This window comes from Tenacibaculum sp. ZH5_bin.1 (genome assembly GCF_042865525.1).
Lineage (GTDB): Bacteria > Bacteroidota > Bacteroidia > Flavobacteriales > Flavobacteriaceae > Polaribacter > Polaribacter mesophilus.
The window spans coordinates 252963-270699 of record NZ_JBEGIO010000003.1; the positions used below are offsets into that span (position 1 = coordinate 252963).

14 protein-coding genes and 2 tRNA genes are annotated in these 17737 nt (G+C 32.7%); 1 reads left to right on the top strand and 15 read right to left on the bottom strand.

Annotated elements, in window-relative coordinates:
• Window position 1: 1 nt before the first annotated feature.
• The 12 genes from ABHQ57_RS11460 to ABHQ57_RS11515 all read right to left on the bottom strand — a co-directional run bounded on the left by ABHQ57_RS11460 (window position 2) and on the right by ABHQ57_RS11515 (window position 12268).
• Window positions 2-2452: an SLBB domain-containing protein gene (locus ABHQ57_RS11460; protein ID WP_253680838.1), complete on the bottom strand. Its 2451-nt coding sequence runs from the start codon at window positions 2450-2452 to the stop codon at window positions 2-4.
• A 1-nt stretch (window position 2453) separates the two neighbouring features.
• Window positions 2454-3470: an NAD-dependent epimerase gene (locus tag ABHQ57_RS11465; RefSeq protein ID WP_159494521.1), complete on the bottom strand. Its 1017-nt coding sequence runs from the start codon at window positions 3468-3470 to the stop codon at window positions 2454-2456.
• A complete protein-coding gene (locus tag ABHQ57_RS11470; protein WP_167714271.1) occupies window positions 3470-4795 on the bottom strand; it encodes a UDP-glucose/GDP-mannose dehydrogenase family protein in 1326 nt (441 codons plus the stop codon). Before ABHQ57_RS11470 ends, ABHQ57_RS11465 begins: the two co-directional genes overlap by 1 nt.
• Window positions 4796-4874: 79 nt before the next feature.
• The gene (locus tag ABHQ57_RS11475; RefSeq protein ID WP_159494519.1) at window positions 4875-6158 is read right to left on the bottom strand and encodes a nucleotide sugar dehydrogenase; all 1284 of its coding nucleotides are present in this window, start codon (window positions 6156-6158) and stop codon (window positions 4875-4877) included.
• Between the two features lie 95 nt (window positions 6159-6253).
• Window positions 6254-6328, bottom strand: a tRNA-Val gene (locus ABHQ57_RS11480).
• A 28-nt stretch (window positions 6329-6356) separates the two neighbouring features.
• A tRNA-Val gene (locus tag ABHQ57_RS11485) sits at window positions 6357-6431 on the bottom strand.
• Between the two features lie 70 nt (window positions 6432-6501).
• Window positions 6502-7710, bottom strand: coding sequence for a folylpolyglutamate synthase/dihydrofolate synthase family protein (locus tag ABHQ57_RS11490; protein ID WP_167714272.1), 1209 nt, complete (start codon window positions 7708-7710; stop codon window positions 6502-6504).
• Window positions 7711-7741: 31 nt separating this feature from the next.
• Entirely contained in the window at window positions 7742-8548 is an 807-nt protein-coding gene (locus ABHQ57_RS11495) for an energy transducer TonB (RefSeq protein WP_167714273.1), read from the bottom strand.
• On the bottom strand, window positions 8549-8941 hold the full coding sequence (locus ABHQ57_RS11500) for a biopolymer transporter ExbD (RefSeq protein WP_047790254.1): 393 nt from the start codon (window positions 8939-8941) through the stop codon (window positions 8549-8551).
• Complete coding sequence (locus ABHQ57_RS11505; RefSeq protein ID WP_047790255.1) at window positions 8941-9624, bottom strand: MotA/TolQ/ExbB proton channel family protein; 684 nt, start codon at window positions 9622-9624, stop codon at window positions 8941-8943. Before ABHQ57_RS11505 ends, ABHQ57_RS11500 begins: the two co-directional genes overlap by 1 nt.
• 172 nt (window positions 9625-9796) lie before the next feature.
• Entirely contained in the window at window positions 9797-11023 is a 1227-nt protein-coding gene (locus ABHQ57_RS11510; protein ID WP_159616332.1) for a Glu/Leu/Phe/Val dehydrogenase dimerization domain-containing protein, read from the bottom strand.
• A gap of 180 nt (window positions 11024-11203) precedes the next feature.
• Entirely contained in the window at window positions 11204-12268 is a 1065-nt protein-coding gene (locus ABHQ57_RS11515; protein ID WP_167714274.1) for an anhydro-N-acetylmuramic acid kinase, read from the bottom strand.
• A 92-nt stretch (window positions 12269-12360) separates the two neighbouring features.
• On the opposite strand from ABHQ57_RS11515, the gene ABHQ57_RS11520 reads away from it, so the two are divergent.
• Window positions 12361-13503 (top strand): acyl-CoA dehydrogenase, encoded by a 1143-nt coding sequence (locus ABHQ57_RS11520; protein ID WP_047790258.1) that lies wholly within the window; start codon window positions 12361-12363, stop codon window positions 13501-13503.
• A 49-nt stretch (window positions 13504-13552) separates the two neighbouring features.
• Here the strand turns inward: ABHQ57_RS11520 and ABHQ57_RS11525 are convergent, their stop codons facing one another.
• The 3 genes from ABHQ57_RS11525 to pta are packed head-to-tail and all read right to left on the bottom strand — an operon-like array spanning window position 13553 to window position 17640.
• The gene (locus tag ABHQ57_RS11525; RefSeq protein ID WP_073184746.1) at window positions 13553-14341 is read right to left on the bottom strand and encodes a tRNA pseudouridine(38-40) synthase TruA; all 789 of its coding nucleotides are present in this window, start codon (window positions 14339-14341) and stop codon (window positions 13553-13555) included.
• A gap of 1 nt (window position 14342) precedes the next feature.
• On the bottom strand, window positions 14343-15524 hold the full coding sequence (locus tag ABHQ57_RS11530) for an acetate/propionate family kinase (RefSeq protein WP_167714275.1): 1182 nt from the start codon (window positions 15522-15524) through the stop codon (window positions 14343-14345).
• A gap of 22 nt (window positions 15525-15546) precedes the next feature.
• Window positions 15547-17640 (bottom strand): phosphate acetyltransferase, encoded by a 2094-nt coding sequence (pta, locus tag ABHQ57_RS11535; RefSeq protein WP_167714276.1) that lies wholly within the window; start codon window positions 17638-17640, stop codon window positions 15547-15549.
• Window positions 17641-17737: the final 97 nt, after the last annotated feature.

The following is a 17737-nucleotide window of genomic DNA, read 5'->3' on the forward strand; positions in this document are numbered from 1 at the left end:
TCTATTTTTTCTCCGTTAACGTTTTTACCAATACTCCTAATGTTGCTAACCCTGTAGTTATAGCTATTACTTGTTGGGTTGTAACTTTATTTGTTACCTCAGGCTTTTTAGGTACTAAAATAACTGCTCCTGGTTTTACATCTGGATATGATTTAAAGAATAAAAACCTCTTTGTTGTTCTAATATCTCCATTTGCATACACTATATATGCTCTACTCTTTTTCGCATTTTCAGAAAAACCTCCAGAGTTTTCTATATAATGTTTAAATGATTTCCCTTTTTCATATCTCACCAATGATGGTGACAATACCTCTCCTTCAACCTTTACGGTTTGTCTTTCAGAAGGAATAAATAACTCATCTCCTTCTTCTAAAATTATATCATATTTTGACTTTTTTCCTCCTGAGGCTAATATTTTTTGTAACTCTATTCCAATCTTAAAATCTTTCTTCTTTTTTATACGCTGTTCAACATTACTAGATAATGAATCTCTTTGGGCAAAGTCAGCTATAAAGTCTGATTGCTTTTCATCTTCCTCTTCATTGTTCTTTCTTGTTAAAAAAGCACCTTCTACATAAGCGTATTTTGTTAAACCTCCAGCTTGTTCTATTAAATCAGAAATTCTTTGATTTTTTTGACCAATTGAATATTCCCCTTCAAAATTAACTTCTCCTGTGATAGTTACTCTTTTTTGTTCAGTATATCCTTTTAAATATCTTACAGAAACAATATCAAACGGTTTTAGTACAAAATTATCTAAATGATCAGTACCTAGATTTTTACTTGCACTTAAATCAAAATTTTCACTAACCGTTTCAAAACTTCCATCTTTCAGTCTTCTAGATACATCAATCATGCTTGCATCCGCTCCATCTTTCAATCCTCCCGCTAATACTATTAAATCCTCAACACGCATTCCTTTCATGTAATCAAATTCCCCTTCTTTATTCACTGCTCCATTAATTGTGATGAACTCTTTTTCTTTCAATTCTTCTTTCGTGAAAATGTAAATACTATCACTTTCTTTTAAGAGTATATGTTCTTTATTTTCCATTGCCTTTCTTGGAGAGAAAGATAGCGTTTCCTTATCACTCTTATCATGTGTTCTTACAATAATACCTCTATCTAAAAAGGCTTCTTTGGTTACCCCTTCAGCTTTTAGTAACAAGTTAGAAGCAGTCATTCCTTCTTTATATTCGTAGTTACCAGGCTGAAAAACAGCCCCACCAATACTAACTCTATTCAAAAACTCGTCTACTATTTCATTTACTTTGATATAATCTCCGTCTTTTATTTTAACTAAATCAAAATTATCTTTTGAAACCTCTACAATCTCTTTTTGAACCCCTTTAATTCTCTCTATAACAACTTTTTGTCTATATGCATTTGAGGTAAAACCACTACAATAATTTAATAAGTCTTTTACACTTTCTTCAGTTTTCATCTCAAAAATACCTGGTCTTTTAACGGCTCCTTCAATAGTAATTTTACTTTCATAAGGTTTTACTATTATAACATCTTGATCTTGAACCGTTATGTTTCCTTCTTCTGAACCATTTACTAAAAACTGATAAAAATCAAAATCAGCTTCCTTCACTCCTCTCCTAAAAAGCTGGATCCTTCTGAAAGTACCATTCTTTGTTGGCCCTCCTGCTGCATATAAAGCATTTAATACTGTGGATAAAGCACTAATTGAATATGACCCTGGGACCTTCACTTCTCCTACGATATTCACTTGAACATTTCTTACTTCTTTTATAGAAACAGCTATATTTACTTTATTATAACTACTAGAAGAAGCTCCTATTCCTGCATAGATTCTTTTTAGGTAATTTTTTATTTTAGATTTTGCAGCACTAACTGGTAATCCTATTAATTGAATATAACCAACACCTTCTACATTTATTGCTCCTTGTTTGTTTACTTTTTTCTCATAATTTACCTCTGCAGCACCCCAAAGATCAATTGAAACTACATCTCCCGCTCCTATTATATAATTCTCTGGTGTAGCTATATTTAAATTTGGTGTAAACGAAATATTTGGATTATTAAAAAAGTCATATCCGAAGAGTTCTTCTTTTTTTTCTTCCTTTTTTTCTTCTTCTCCTGTTAACCCAAAAAGAAGTTGAGTACTATCTACTTCTTCTTGTAGTTCTTCTTCATTTTCCTCTTTTTTATTTAGTGGTTTACTTTTAAGCGTCTCTATTCTTGCTCTAAGCTTTTGAGCTTGTAATTCGGACATTCCTCTTGTTTTTGCTATTGCTAAAGCCTGATCTAGAGTATATCCTTCTTCTTTTATTTTTTCCCAGTACTTAGCTACTTGTTCATCAGATAAATCATCAACTTCTATTTGACTCATTTGATTCTGAATATTTTGGGCTTGTCCCTCAGCACTAGCTAACACCAAAAAAGTAGCTAGAAATATTTGTAACAGAATTCTCTTAAATAACATTTTAACTTCCAATGTAAAAAACTTTAAACCAATTAATAAACTCTTTTATTCCTTTACTTAAACTTGTATTAGGACTGTAATTATAATCTTTAATTAATCCATCAACATTTGCCCAAGTTTTTTTCACATCCCCCATTTGCATAGGTAACATTTCTTTAGTAGCTTCTTTTCCTATACTCGTTTCAATCTGAGTAATAAATTCTAACAATTTTACAGAATCATTATTTCCTATGTTATAAACTTTATACAAGTCTCTTTCTTCAACAGGCTTCTCTATTACTCTTTTCACTCCTTCTACTATATCATCTATATAAGTAAAATCTCGCTCCATATCACCATTGTTGAACACTTTGATTGGACGATCATTTGAAATGGCATCGGCAAATAGTATCGGTGCCATATCAGGTCTTCCCCAAGGCCCGTATACAGTAAAAAAACGTAATCCTGTTGTTGGTATTTTATATAAATGACTGTAGGTATGTGCCATCAATTCGTTACTTTTTTTTGTTGCAGCATACAAACTCACAGGATTATCAACTATATCTTCTTCTGAAAAAGGCACCTTTTTATTCATTCCATAAACACTTGAACTACTTGCATACACTAAATGTTTAATCTCATGATGCCTACAAGATTCTAAAATATTTAGGAAACCAACAATGTTACTTTGAATATAAGCATTAGGATTTTCAATACTATAACGAACACCTGCTTGTGCTGCTAAATTACATACAACATCAAAGCTTTCTGTAGTGAATAACTGAAATAATTCTTTTTTATCTTCTAAGTTTAGTCTGATAAACTTAAATTTTTCACTAGTACTGCTAGTTATTTCTTTGTAGTATACCTCAGCACTTTTTCTTTCAACTCCTAACTCTTTTAATCGAGCATACTTTAAATTGACATCATAATAATCATTGATATTATCTATTCCTACAACTGTGTGCCCTAACTCTAATAGTTTTTGACTTAGATGAAATCCAATAAAGCCTGCTGCTCCTGTAACTAAAATTTTCATTAGTTTTTTCCTATTTGATAGTATTCAAATCCTTTTTCTTCCAATCCATAGGTAGTATATTGATTTCTTCCATCAAAAATAACTGGAGCTTTCAGTTGTTTTTCAATCTCAGAGAAATCTGGTGAACGGAACTCTTTCCATTCTGTCAATAAAATCAACGCATCTGCATTATCTAGCACCTCGTACTTTGCATTTTTATAGTCAACATTCTCTACATCTTTTAAATAAAAGTGTTGTGCTTCTTCCATAGCCTTAGGATCATATGCTTGTACTTTAGCTCCTCTCTTTACTAGTTCTTTTACCACATAAATTGCAGGCGCTTCACGCATATCATCCGTTCCTGGCTTAAATGCCAACCCCCAGAGACCAAAAGTTTTTCCTGATAAATCTTCTCCAAATTTATTGATGATTTTATCAGCTATCACAAATTTCTGACGATTATTTACTTCCTCAACAGACGTAATCAATTTTGCTTCATATCCATTCTCTTCAGCTATCTTTTTTAAGGCCTTTACATCTTTTGGAAAGCAAGAACCTCCATACCCTGCGCCTGGGTAAATAAAACTATATCCAATTCTTGAGTCTGAACCAATTCCTACTCGAACATTATTTACGTCAGCTCCAACTCGCTCGCAGATATTTGCCATTTCGTTCATGAAGGATATCTTTGTTGCCAGCATTGCATTTGCTGCATACTTGGTCATTTCTGCTGAGCGAACATCCATAGTAATAAAACGTTCATGCGACATAGTAAAAGGTGTATACAGTTGACGCATTTTATCAAAAGCATAATCAGACTCTGCTCCTATTACCACTCTATCAGGTTTCATAAAATCATTGATAGCATCCCCCTCTTTTAAAAACTCAGGATTAGACACTACATCGAATTCAAGCGTTTCGTTTCTTTTATCTAATTCTGCTTGAATCGTAGCTTTTACTTTATCTGCTGTTCCTATTGGCACAGTAGATTTATCAACAACAATCAATCTGTTATTCATCTTCTGACCTATCTCTTTAGCAACAGCTAATACATATTGTAAGTCCGCCGATCCATCTTCTCCCATTGGAGTTCCAACTGCTATAAAAACAATTTCAGATTCATTAATCGCTTCTTCTAATTCGATAGTAAAGAATAAATTCTTCTTTTCTACATTTTTCAACACCATTTTTTCTAAGCCTGGTTCATAAATGGGAATAATCCCTTGATGAAGCTTATTTATTTTTCCTTGATCAATATCAACACAAATCACATTATTTCCCATCTCTGAAAAACATGTTCCCGATACTAACCCCACATATCCTGTTCCAATAACAGTTATATTCATCTTTTCCTTTTTTTAAATTAAAAGAGTTGATGATAACTCTTCTGTCTCTTAACTATATAGTAAAAAAAACATCTCCACCTTACAAAGTCTTATCTGCTATACCTTTAGGCAACACTCCTTTAACATCATACACCACTCCTCCATCTTTCAAAATTGACTTTAAATCTAAGTCTTTATATTCATCATGAGCCACTGCTAATACTACCGCATCATATTTACCCTTCGGTAATTCTTTTACTGAATACAAATTGTATTCTTTTTGAACTTCTTCTACATCAGCCCAAGGATCATAGATTGTTACATCCGTATTATACTCTTTTAACCCCTTTACCACATCTACAACCTTTGTATTACGCACATCTGGACAATTTTCTTTAAATGTAATTCCTAAAAGTAATACTTCCGCCTTTTTTATCTTGATATCTTTATCAATCATTAGTTTTATAACCTGAGAAGCCACATACTCTCCCATTCCGTCATTCATCCTTCTTCCAGCTAAAATGATACCTGGATGGTATCCAAACTCCTGTGCTTTTTGTGCTAAATAATACGGATCTACCCCTATACAATGCCCTCCAACCAAACCTGGCTTGAATCGTAGAAAATTCCATTTTGTCCCAGCTGCTTCCAATACATCGTTTGTATCGATATTCATTAACCCAAAAATCTTTGCTAATTCATTTATAAAAGCAATATTGATATCTCGTTGAGAGTTTTCAATTACTTTTGATGCTTCTGCTACTTTAATAGTTGGCGCTAAATGTGTTCCCGCTGTAATTACTGATTTATATAAATCATCTACTTTTCTCCCTATTTCAGGTGTAGAACCAGAAGTCACTTTTAAAATCTTTTCAACTGTGTGTTCTTTATCTCCTGGATTGATACGTTCTGGAGAATATCCTCCATAAAAATCGTCATTGAACTTCAAGCCAGAAACTTGTTCTAATACCGGAATACATTCTTCCTCTGTAACTCCTGGATACACTGTCGATTCATAAATAACAATATCCCCTTTTTTTAACACCTTTCCTACTGTTTCACTTGCTTTAATTAATGGAGTAAGCACAGGGTGATTATTCTTGTCTACAGGTGTTGGTACTGTTATTATATAATAGTTACATTCTTTAATATCTTCCAATGATGCTGAACAAAAAAGCCCATTCATACCTGAAGGATTTTTTACTAATACTGACTGCAATACCCTATTCTCCACCTCTAAAGTAGAATCTACTCCAGACATTAACTCTTCAACTCTATCTTTATTGATATCGAAACCTATTACAGGATATTTTGTTGCAAACAACCTTGCTAACGGCAGTCCAACATAACCTAACCCTATTACGGCAATTTTTTTATCATTCATATCTCTATTTCCTAAATATGCAAAACTACAAAAAAATGCATGAATGAGAAGATATAAAACAAAAAAGTCTCATCAAGAATGATGAGACCTTACAGTGGGCGCGAAGGGATTCGAACCCCTGACCCCTTGGGTGTAAACCAAGTGCTCTGAACCAACTGAGCTACGCGCCCGTTTGCAATTAAATCTTTGTAAGAGTTGTGGGCGCGAAGGGATTCGAACCCCTGACCCCTTGGGTGTAAACCAAGTGCTCTGAACCAACTGAGCTACGCGCCCTTACTTGTCAATTGCGGGTGCAAATATATAACAGTTTTAGAGATTAACAATAACTTTTTTACATTTTTTTCTATAAAATTTCTGCTACCACAAATGTGCTCCCTCCAACGTAAATCATATCTTCTTTAGATGCATTTACTTTTGCTTTTGCAAGTGACTGACTTACAGAACAAAACACCTCCCCCATCAATCCAAACTCACTTGCTTGCTCTTTTAATTTATCTACTGGCAACCCGCGAGGAATATTCGGTTTACAGAAATAATATTTTGCTTTTTCAGGAAACATTGGTAAAATTTCACTCAAATCCTTGTCTGAAACAACACCTAAAACAATATGTAATTGCTTATAATTTTCTTTTTTTAATTGCTCCAATGTATAAAACAATCCTTCTTTATTATGTGCTGTATCACAAATCACTTTTGGTTTTTCTTGCAACACCTGCCAACGTCCTTTTAAATTGGTGTTTTTTACCACATTTAACAATCCTTTTTTAATATTTTCTTCTGTAATTCTAAATTCTTTCAATTGCTGAGTAGCTATTACCGCCGTTGTTACATTATGTTTTTGGTATTCACCTAGTAAATCAGTCGTATAATTTTGCTTTTTATCTGAAGCAAAAAATATTGGTGCTTCGCATTCTTCCGCTTTAGTGTTAAAAACATTTTCCGTTTCTTTTTGACGCTCACCAATAACTACTGGAACATTTTCTTTTATAATCCCTGCTTTTTCAAACGCTATTTCTGGTAATGTTTCTCCTAAAAACTGAGTATGATCCAGTCCTATATTGGTTATTACCGAAACTTCTGGTATAATAATATTAGTAGAATCTAACCTTCCTCCCAAACCTACTTCTATAACAGCAACATCTACTTTCTGATTCGCAAATTCTTCAAATGCCATTCCTACCGTCATTTCAAAAAAAGATAACCCTTGTTTTTCTAAAAAGATCTTATTCTTTTCTATAAACTTAACCACAGAATCTCTTGAAATTTCTTTTCCATTGATTCGAATTCGTTCAGTAAAGTTTTTTAAATGAGGTGAAGTATACAATCCTACTTTATAACCTGCTTCTTGTAATATAGAAGCTACCATGTGACTAGTAGATCCCTTGCCATTCGTTCCTCCTACATGAATGGTTTTAAACTTTTTTTGTGGATTATCTAACTCATCACACAATGCTATGATATTAGTTAAATCTTTTTTTAATGCTGTTTGTCCCTTACGTTGATACATTGGTAACTGAGCAAACATCCAATCTAATACTTGTTGATAAGTCATCTTAATATTTTAGTGTAAAAAATAGATGTATTTATTTTGAAAGAGAAAACTTATAGATAATTGTTCCTCGTTGTTTTGATGGTGCATTTCCATCTGCATTCCATTTTGTTTTTAATGCTGCTTTTTTTGCTGCATCGTATAAACATGATGCTGAATTTGTAGTCCCTTTAGCTCCTGGAGTTGCTTTAATTACTTTTCCATTTTGATCAACCTCAATACTTACCACTACCGTACCTTCTTCTTGACAGTCTGGTTTTTGAATAGGTTTTGACAAAGCTTTTCTTCCTGCTAGGTTATAATTACCTCCTGAGCCACTTCCGGAATTGCCGTAATATTTATCTGAATTTGGGTCTCCATTTTCATTTCCTTTTACACCAGATTTTTTATCATCTCCTTCGCCAGAATTAGCTCCATCTTTTGACGTTCCGTTTAACAAACTATTTAAAGCATCAGTTGTTTCTTTTGATGGCTTAGGCTTCTTTTTTTCTTTAGGCTTTTCTTCTTTGGAAGTTTCTTTTACAGCTTCTTTTTTTTCAACCACTGGAACTTCTTCAGCAGTATCATTTGTAATAATTTCTTCTTTTATTGTTTCCTCTGGGGTTTCTTCTACTTGCTCTTCAACAACCTCTTCTTGTTGTGATGTTGCTTGTGCTTTAGTTTTTTCAACAGGCTCTCCACTTCCTACTTCAGAGGTACCAAAATTAATCGCTAGACCATATTCAATAGGTGGATCGAGATATTTCATTCCGTAATTGAGTATTCCAATAACAAATAATATCAGAATAATTGCTGTAATAATAGCTGATTTACGTTTATGTTGAGTATCTAAAACTGTCATTTATTTACCTTTAACAGCTAAAATCATTTTTAACTTGTTTCTATTCGCAATATCAATCACCTGCATTACATTTTTATACTGCACATTTTGATCACCACGAATAACCACTGTTTTCTTTTTATCTACGCCTACCTTAGTTAACAACTCTCTTTCTAAATTTACGTTACTAACTTTTGTTTTATCTATGTAAAACAACGCATCATTAGTTATAGTTACCGCTACTGATGTATTATTCTCTGTTTTACCTCCAGCTTTAGGCAACAAGACATCAATGGCACTTACTGTAACCAATGTTGATGTTAACATAAAAAATATCAACAACAAAAAAACAATATCAGTCATTGATGACATATTGAAGTTTGGATTGACTTTATTTCTTCCTCGTAAATTCATTATACCGGTTCGTTTAATAAATCTAAAAACTCAACAGATTTTGCTTCCATTTGATAAACAACCTTATCGGTACGAACTACTAAATGGTTATAAGCTATATATGCTATAATCCCTACAATTAACCCAGCAACTGTCGTTGTCATTGCTGTATACAAGCCATCCGATAACATTTTAATATCTATTTGTCCTCCTGAATTTGCTATTTCATGAATCGCAACAATCATTCCAATTACAGTTCCTAAAAAACCTATCATTGGAGCAGCTCCTGCTATTGTTGCTAATACTGACACATTTCTTTCTAGCTTATAAACCTCTAGTTTTCCTGCATTTTCTATTGCTGTATTAATATCTTCAAGAGGTTTTCCTATTCTAGAAATTCCTTTTCCTATTAATCTAGCTGTTGGCGTAACTGTATTATCACAAAGTGATTTAGCACTATCTATTCTTCCGTTCGTTACATGATCTCTAATTTGGTCCATGAAATTAACATCTACTTTTGATGCTTCTTTAATAGCAAAAAAACGTTCAAAATAAATGTAAAGAGCCACGGCTAACAACACGAATAACAAAGCGATAATAATTTGACCGCCTACACCTCCGTCCATAATTAAATTATAGATTGATAACGTTTTTTCTTGAGGTACTTCCTCTACCAACTCCTGAGTTTCTTGAAATAATAGCATGAATACTAAATTAGAATTTATATTATGTTTTCGCTATTTAACTAACGATTTCTTTTATTTAAAATTGTTTGATGTAAAAAGTCTTCCTTACTTTTAACAATGAAGGAAGACTTTTACTTTTATTATGCTTAATTACTTAATAACAGTATTTCTGAAGTCATAAAAAAGAACTTTATACTAGTTCTTTTAATGCAATTTCAAAAGCTGTTTCACTTATTTGTGTTTTTGCAGCACTCTTAGCATGTGTTCTTTGTAACGCTTTTTTAATAGTATTTGAAGTATCTTCAAAAATAGCTTGATCTGTCATTTCTACTCTACGTTCCATAAAGTAAGCAAATACTCTTGCCATACCACAATTTGAAATAAAGTCTGGAATCAAACTCACTTTTTTATCAGTATCTTCCATAATAGATCCAAAGAAAATTTCTTTATCTGCAAATGGAACATTTGCTCCACAAGAAATAACTTCTAATCCTGAATTTATCATCTGGTTAATTTGCTCTTGAGTAACTAACCTTGAAGCTGCACACGGTGCGAAAACTTCACAAGGAAGATTCCAAACACGCTCATTCATCTCTTCAAAAGGAATCATGTTTTCAGATACTAACGTATTCCCATCTTTATTTAAAAACATTTCTTGAATTTCTTCAAAAGAGAATCCTTCTTCTTTAATAACTCCTCCAACACGATCAATAATTCCTACTACTTTAGCTCCCATTTGTGCTAAATAATACGCTGCGGCTGAACCTACATTACCAAAACCTTGTACTACAGCACGCTTTCCTTCTACTGTTCCTCCATAAATATCGTAGTAATGACGAACTGCTTCAGCAACTCCGTATCCAGTAATCATATCAGCTACGGTATATTTTCTGGCTACGCTTGGTGATAAACTTTCATCTTCTAACACTTTAATAACTCCATGGCGTAACTGACCAATACGGTTAATTTTATCTGCTTCGGTAGGCTTGAAATGTCCATTAAAAACTCCCTCTTGCGGGTGCCAAACTCCACTATCTTCTGTAATCGGAATTACTTCATGAATTTCATCAACATTTAAGTCTCCTCCTGTTCCATAATAGTTTTTTAATAATGGAGCAACAGCTTTATACCAACGCTCTAAAACTCCTTTTTTACGAGGATCGTGCGGATCGAAATTAATCCCTGATTTTGCTCCTCCAATTGCTGGACCCGATACCGTAAATTTCACTTCCATAGTTTTAGCAAGTGACATTACTTCGTATTTATCTAATCCTTTACGCATACGTGTACCACCACCAGCAGCACCTCCTCTTAATGAATTAATAACTGTCCAACCTTCTGCTTCTGTTTCAGGGTCTTTCCAATTAAATACTATTTCTGGTTGCTTTTCTTCGTATTGCTTTAATAATTCTTTCATTGTTTAATGTTATAATAGATAATTTTCAACTTTACTTGTTTCTTTTTCATGTTCAAAAAATTCGTTGTAATTATTCCCCTGTGGGGAAGCTAAAGTTGATTCATTATACTATAGGTTTTAGTGTGTAGTTGTTACCGAACAAATTTATCATAAAAAACAACATTACTCAAATACTTTAAATTATTTCTGCGGATAAAAAATATTACCTGAAGAATGATCCTTCTTTGCCCCAGTAACTGACTGTAAACAGTTTACTTTGTTTTGGGTCTTTAGCACTCCTAACAACGCAAAAATCAAAGCTTCTTTGTAATCAATGAGTTCTTTACTTACTTGTTTTATTTTTGTCTGTGCAAAAAACTCTATTCTCTTCATTAAAAACGTATTGAACGCTCCTCCTCCTGTTACTAAAATAGTAGCATCATTTTTAACAACATTACCTATTTGCATCGCTACATGTTCTACAAAAGTTCTTAGAATAGTTGATATATCTGCTTCCTCTTTATCTATTAAAGGAAAAATAGTTGACTGTACCCATTCTAATCCTAGAGATTTTGGAGGAAGCTCTTGATAAAAGGAAAGCTCGTTCAATCGTCTTAATAATCCCATATTAATTTTCCCTTCTGAGGCTATTTCCCCTTCATTATCATACTCTAAGTCTATTTTACGTGTGTAATGGTTCAGTACAATATTCACAGGACAAATATCAAAAGCTATTCTTTGTTTATTTTCTTCATAAGAGATATTAGCAAAACCTCCTAAGTTTAAACAGTAATCATAATCAGTAAATAATAGTCTATCTCCAATAGGCACTAAAGGAGCTCCTTGTCCACCTAACGCTACATCTTGAGTTCTAAAATCACATACTACTTTTTGCTGAGTAACATTTGCTATGACTTGCCCATTTCCTATTTGTAGGGTAATTCCTTTTTCTGGTTGATGCAAAACTGTATGCCCGTGAGATGCTATAAAATCTAATTTAGAAATACGGTGTTCTCTTATAAAGTTATTCAATATACTCCCCAAAAATTCACCATAATTAACATCTAAAATTTGTAAATCTTTCTCATCGTAATTTATAGCTTCTTGCAGTTTTTTCTTCCATTCATTAGAATATGATACTGTCTCTGCCTGTATAATTCTAAAATCTTCGTATAAATTTTCATGCATTTTCATATATGCCAAATCTATTCCATCTAAAGAAGTTCCTGACATTAATCCAATACAATAAATATAGTTGTCTTGCATAAAGTAAAAATAACAAGTCTATTGAAAAATTGCTATTAAAAAAGTATCTTTGAACACATTTTTTACGAATTTAACAAAATATAAAATAGATAATGGATTTTAACCTTACAGAAGAGCATTTAATGATTCGTGATGCTGCACGTGATTTTGCTCAAACCGAATTATTGCCAGGAGTTATAGAAAGAGATGAAAAACAAGAGTTTCCTAATGAACTAGTTCGCAAAATGGGTGAGTTAGGATTTATGGGAGTAATGGTAGATCCTAAATATGGAGGAAGTGGAATGGATGCTGTTTCTTACGTATTAATTATGGAAGAATTATCAAAAATTGATGCTTCAGCTTCAGTAATGGTTTCTGTAAACAATTCATTAGTATGTTATGGTTTAGAAGCTTATGGTACTGAAGAACAAAAACAAAAATATTTAACAAAATTAGCTACTGGTGAGCAAATTGGTGCGTTTTGTTTAAGTGAGCCAGAAGCTGGTTCTGATGCTACTTCGCAAGCAACTACTGCTGAAGACAAAGGAGATTACTATTTATTAAATGGTACTAAAAACTGGATTACTAATGGTGGACGTGCTGATACTTATTTAGTAATCGCTCAAACAGATAGAGCTAAAGGCCATAGAGGAATCAATGCTTTTATTATTGAAAAAGGTATGGAAGGTTTCCACATTGGTCCTAAAGAAGATAAATTAGGTATTCGTGGTTCTGACACACACACGTTACAATTTAACGATGTAAAAGTTCCTAAAGAAAATCGTATTGGCGAAGACGGATTCGGATTCAAATTTGCCATGAAAACGTTATCTGGTGGACGTATTGGTATTGCTGCTCAAGCATTAGGTATTGCGTCAGGAGCTTACGAATTAGCGTTAAAATACTCTAAAGAACGTAAAGCTTTTGGTACTGAAATTTGTAACCACCAAGCTATTGCATTCAAATTAGCTGATATGTATACAGAAATTGCTGCGGCTCGTCACTTAGTAATGGCTGCTGCATGCAAAAAAGATGCTGGTGAAAACTATGATCGTGAAGGTGCTATGGCAAAATTATATGCTTCTAAAGTAGCAATGGAACAAACTGTTGAAGCTGTTCAAATTCATGGAGGTAATGGTTTCGTAAAAGAATACCATGTAGAGCGTTTAATGCGTGATGCTAAAATTACTCAAATTTATGAAGGAACTTCAGAAATTCAGAAAATTGTAATCTCAAGAAGTTTAATTAGAGATTAACTCTAATTAAACATATTTTGTAAAAATAAAGCTTGTCAATTGACAAGCTTTATTTTTTAAATTCTACTTTATGTAAATGTAGTCCAGAAGCTGGTGCGATGGTTTTCATAAAGTCTATATCACTATTTTCAGGACTCAAACTTTTTTTGATGAACTCTAAATCATAATTTCCTTTTCCTAATTCAGCTAAAGCTCCCATAATCAAACGAATTTGATTCCGTAAAAACCCACTCCCTCTAATAACCAACACAAAACTTTTCTCCGGAAAAAAAGAAGCGGATAATTCCGTATTTTCTTCTATTTTACATACATCAATACTACGCGCTACTTTGGTTTCTGCTGATGGTTTGGTGCAATAATGTTTAAAATTATGAAAACCTTCAAACAACTGTGCACCTTCTTTCATCAATTCAACATCTAATTCATCTAAATACCCCGTTAAAAAAGGAGCGCAGTAGGGATGATTTTTCTCTCCAAAGGAAAAATAATAACGATACTCTTTTACTTTAGGATGCTGAATGATATTAAACTCTTCATCGTGAAGTTGCTCTACAGCTAACACTCGAATATCAGAAGGTGAATTGCGATTAAAATCTTCAATAAAAAAAGATTCGTCTAATTTTTCATCAATAAACAACTGAAAACAATAGTCAGTCGATGAAACTTTTGCATCCGTTCTCCCAACTCCTACTGACTTGCAACGAATTCCTTTACACACAAACTTTAATGTCTTGTCAACAAAAAAATGAACTGTTTTTAAATTAGGTTGTTTTTGCCAACCGTGTAAACGAAACCCTAAATATTGAAACCGTACTAAATAAGAGTAGTTATAATTCATATTATAATAATTCGTACGCTTGCTTTGCTATTTCTAACTCTTCATTAGTTGGAATTACTAGCACTTTTACTTTTGAAGCTTCTTTATTTATCTCTCTTATTTGTTTAGATCTAATAACATTTTTTTCATCATCTAATTCAATTCCGAAATATTCCATATTAGTACAGGCTAACTTTCTAATTACATAAGAATTTTCTCCAATACCTGCTGTGAAAACAACTGCATCTAAACCGTTCATTACCGCAACATACGAACCTATATATTTTTTAATTCTATAAGCATTAATTTCCAAGGCTAATTGACAGTTTTTATTACCCTTGGCAGCAGCAGCTTCAATATCTCGTAAATCACTAAACCCTGTTAAACCCAACATTCCACTTTCTTTTTGCAACATGTTATTAACATCATTAATATCATATCCCAAATTATTTGTTAGATAAAAAATTAAAGAATGGTCAATATCACCAGATCTTGTTCCCATAATTAAACCTGTTACAGGACTAAAACCTAAACTATGGTCAATACTTTTTCCATTTTCAACCGCAGTAATACTACATCCGTTTCCTAAATGAATCGTAATAATTTTTGACTGTTTTTTTTGAAGATACTCATTTGCTTTTTCTGACACATATTTATGACTTGTTCCATGAAAACCATACAAACGTATTCCATGCTCTTCTAATAATTTAGTAGGTATTGCGTATTTATACGCCTCAACCGGTATGGTTTGGTGAAATGCTGTATCAAAAACCGCTACTTGTTGTGCATCTTTAAAAATAGACTCAGAAACCTTAATCCCTTCCAAGTTTGCAGGATTGTGTAAAGGTGCTAATGAAAATAACGATTCTATTTTCTTTTTAACCTCTTCAGTTACTATAGCCGTTTTTGTAAAAGTACTTCCACCATGCACTACTCTGTGCCCAACAACTTTAATTTCATCTGTAGAAGAAATTACTCCTACTTTTTTATCCAATAATAAATCAACAACCTTTTCTAAACCAGATTTATGGTTTGCGATAATTACTTCTTTTTCTACTTTAATATTGTTAGATTTATAGTGAACTTTTCCAAGTTCTAAACCAATTCTTTCTATCAACCCTGAACAAAGCACTTCTTGCTGAGGCATTTGAAATAATTGATATTTTATTGAGGAACTTCCTGAATTTATGACTAAAACTTTCATCTATTTTTTATTAATAAACAAGCTATCCCTGTGCTTGAATTGCAGTTAAAATTACGGTATTAAAAATATCATCAACGGTACAACCTCTACTTAAATCATTTACAGGCTTATTTAGCCCTTGCAACATTGGTCCAATAGCTAAAGCTCCTGTTTCTCGCTGTACTGCCTTATAAGTATTATTTCCTGTATTCAAATCAGGAAAGATTAACACATTGGCTTGCCCCGCTACTTCCGAATTTGGTAATTTCTTTTTTCCTACGGAAGGATCAACTGCTGCGTCATACTGAATTGGTCCTTCTACTTTTAAGTCTGGACGTTTTTCCTTCACAATTTCTGTAGCTCTTCTTACAGTATCTACATCTTCACCTTTACCTGAAGCACCTGATGAATATGATAACATCGCTATTTTAGGGTCTATACCAAAAGCAATACTTGAATCTGCTGAAGAAATTGCTATTTCTGCTAATTCTTCTGCTGTTGGATTAGGGTTAATAGCACAATCGCCAAACACTGAAACTCTATCCTCCAAACACATAAAGAAAATTGATGAAACTACTGAAAATCCTGGTTTCGTTTTTACAAACTGTAAAGCTGGTTTTATAGTATGTTGAGTAGTATGTGCTGCTCCAGAAACCATTCCGTCAGCTAACCCTTTATATACCATCATAGTTCCGAAATAAGAAACATCAGCCATCAAATCTTCTGCCATAGCAGGACTTAATCCTTTGTGTTTCCTTAATTCATATAACGTATTGGAAAAATCTGAAAAGTATTCAGATTCTATTGGATTAATAATTACAGTTTTATCGAAATCAAAAGGAATATTTAATCGTTTAACTGAAGCTTCTATATTTACTTTTTTACCTAATATTGTTAACTTAACAACATCTGTTTTTTGTAGTTGAGAAGCGGCTATCAAAATCCTATCATCGTTTCCTTCAGGTAATACAATGTGTTTACGCACTTCTTTAGCTTTTTTTAATAAGTTATATTGAAACATTCTTGGAGTTAACACTTCTGATCCTTTATAACTAACTAACTTTTCATTCAAGCTTGCAACATCAACATATTTTTCAAACATATTGATAGACATTTTTATTTTATCAATATTCTCGGCATAAATATGAGAACGAACAGCTCCTAATCTAGAAGCAATACTAAATGTTCCATCTTTAACCCAAAGAATAGGCACCACTTTTTCTAGACCTTCAATAAGTTTAATGATTGAAGAATTTAACTCTATTCCTCCTGTAAGAATAATCCCAGCTATAGATGGATAATTACTAGAAATATTGGCTTGTAAGGTACCTAATAATATATCAGATCTATCTGCTGGTGTTACCACAACGCTATCATCTGTCAAATGATGCAAAAAATGAGATAGTTGCATAGCTCCAACTTTAATATCACCTGTAGTATTATTTAGCAATCCTTCTCCAAATAGAACTTTTCCTTCAATTTCCATTAAGAACTCCTTAATTGTTGGGTTATTTAATTTTTGATCTATCGGAATGGCATTTATTGAAACTGACTTTGGTAAATTTACACCTACTTCTTGTACTATCGTTGGAATATTCTTTTCTTGTACTTTGTTTGCCACAACCGCAATAACTTGTACATCTTTGTTTACAAAAGAATCATAAGTTAATCGTAAGCTCTGAATAAAGTCCTCAAGTGATTTATTCACTCCTCCTGAAACTATAATTACAGGCGCTCCAATATTTTTGGCAATAAGTACATTTAAATCCATTTCTATTACAGCTCCATGATCAGAAAAATCAGTTCCTTCAATAATTACAAAATCATTTTCTTCTTCTAGTTTCTTATACTTTTCAATGATTATATTAATTATTTCATCCTCTCTGTCATCATTCAATTTTCTAATAAGCTCTGAGCGTGTAAAAGCATAACAATCTTCATACTCACTTTTTAAATTGAAATAATTAAGAACTGTGTTTATGTGATTATCTCTCTTATTACCTATCGGATTATCAATTATAGGTCTAAAGTATCCTACTTTAGGTTTTTTACGAAGTAACAGCTGCATCAAACCCAAACTTAGCATAGATTTTCCAGAGTTTGCATCACTCGCTGCGATATAAATTGCTTTATTCATATTCTTGCTTTTAAAGCAAAATTACTTCTTTTATAATTATAAAAATAACGGGCAAAGGATTAAAAACTACGAGATACAGCAATCCTAAAAATAAGAT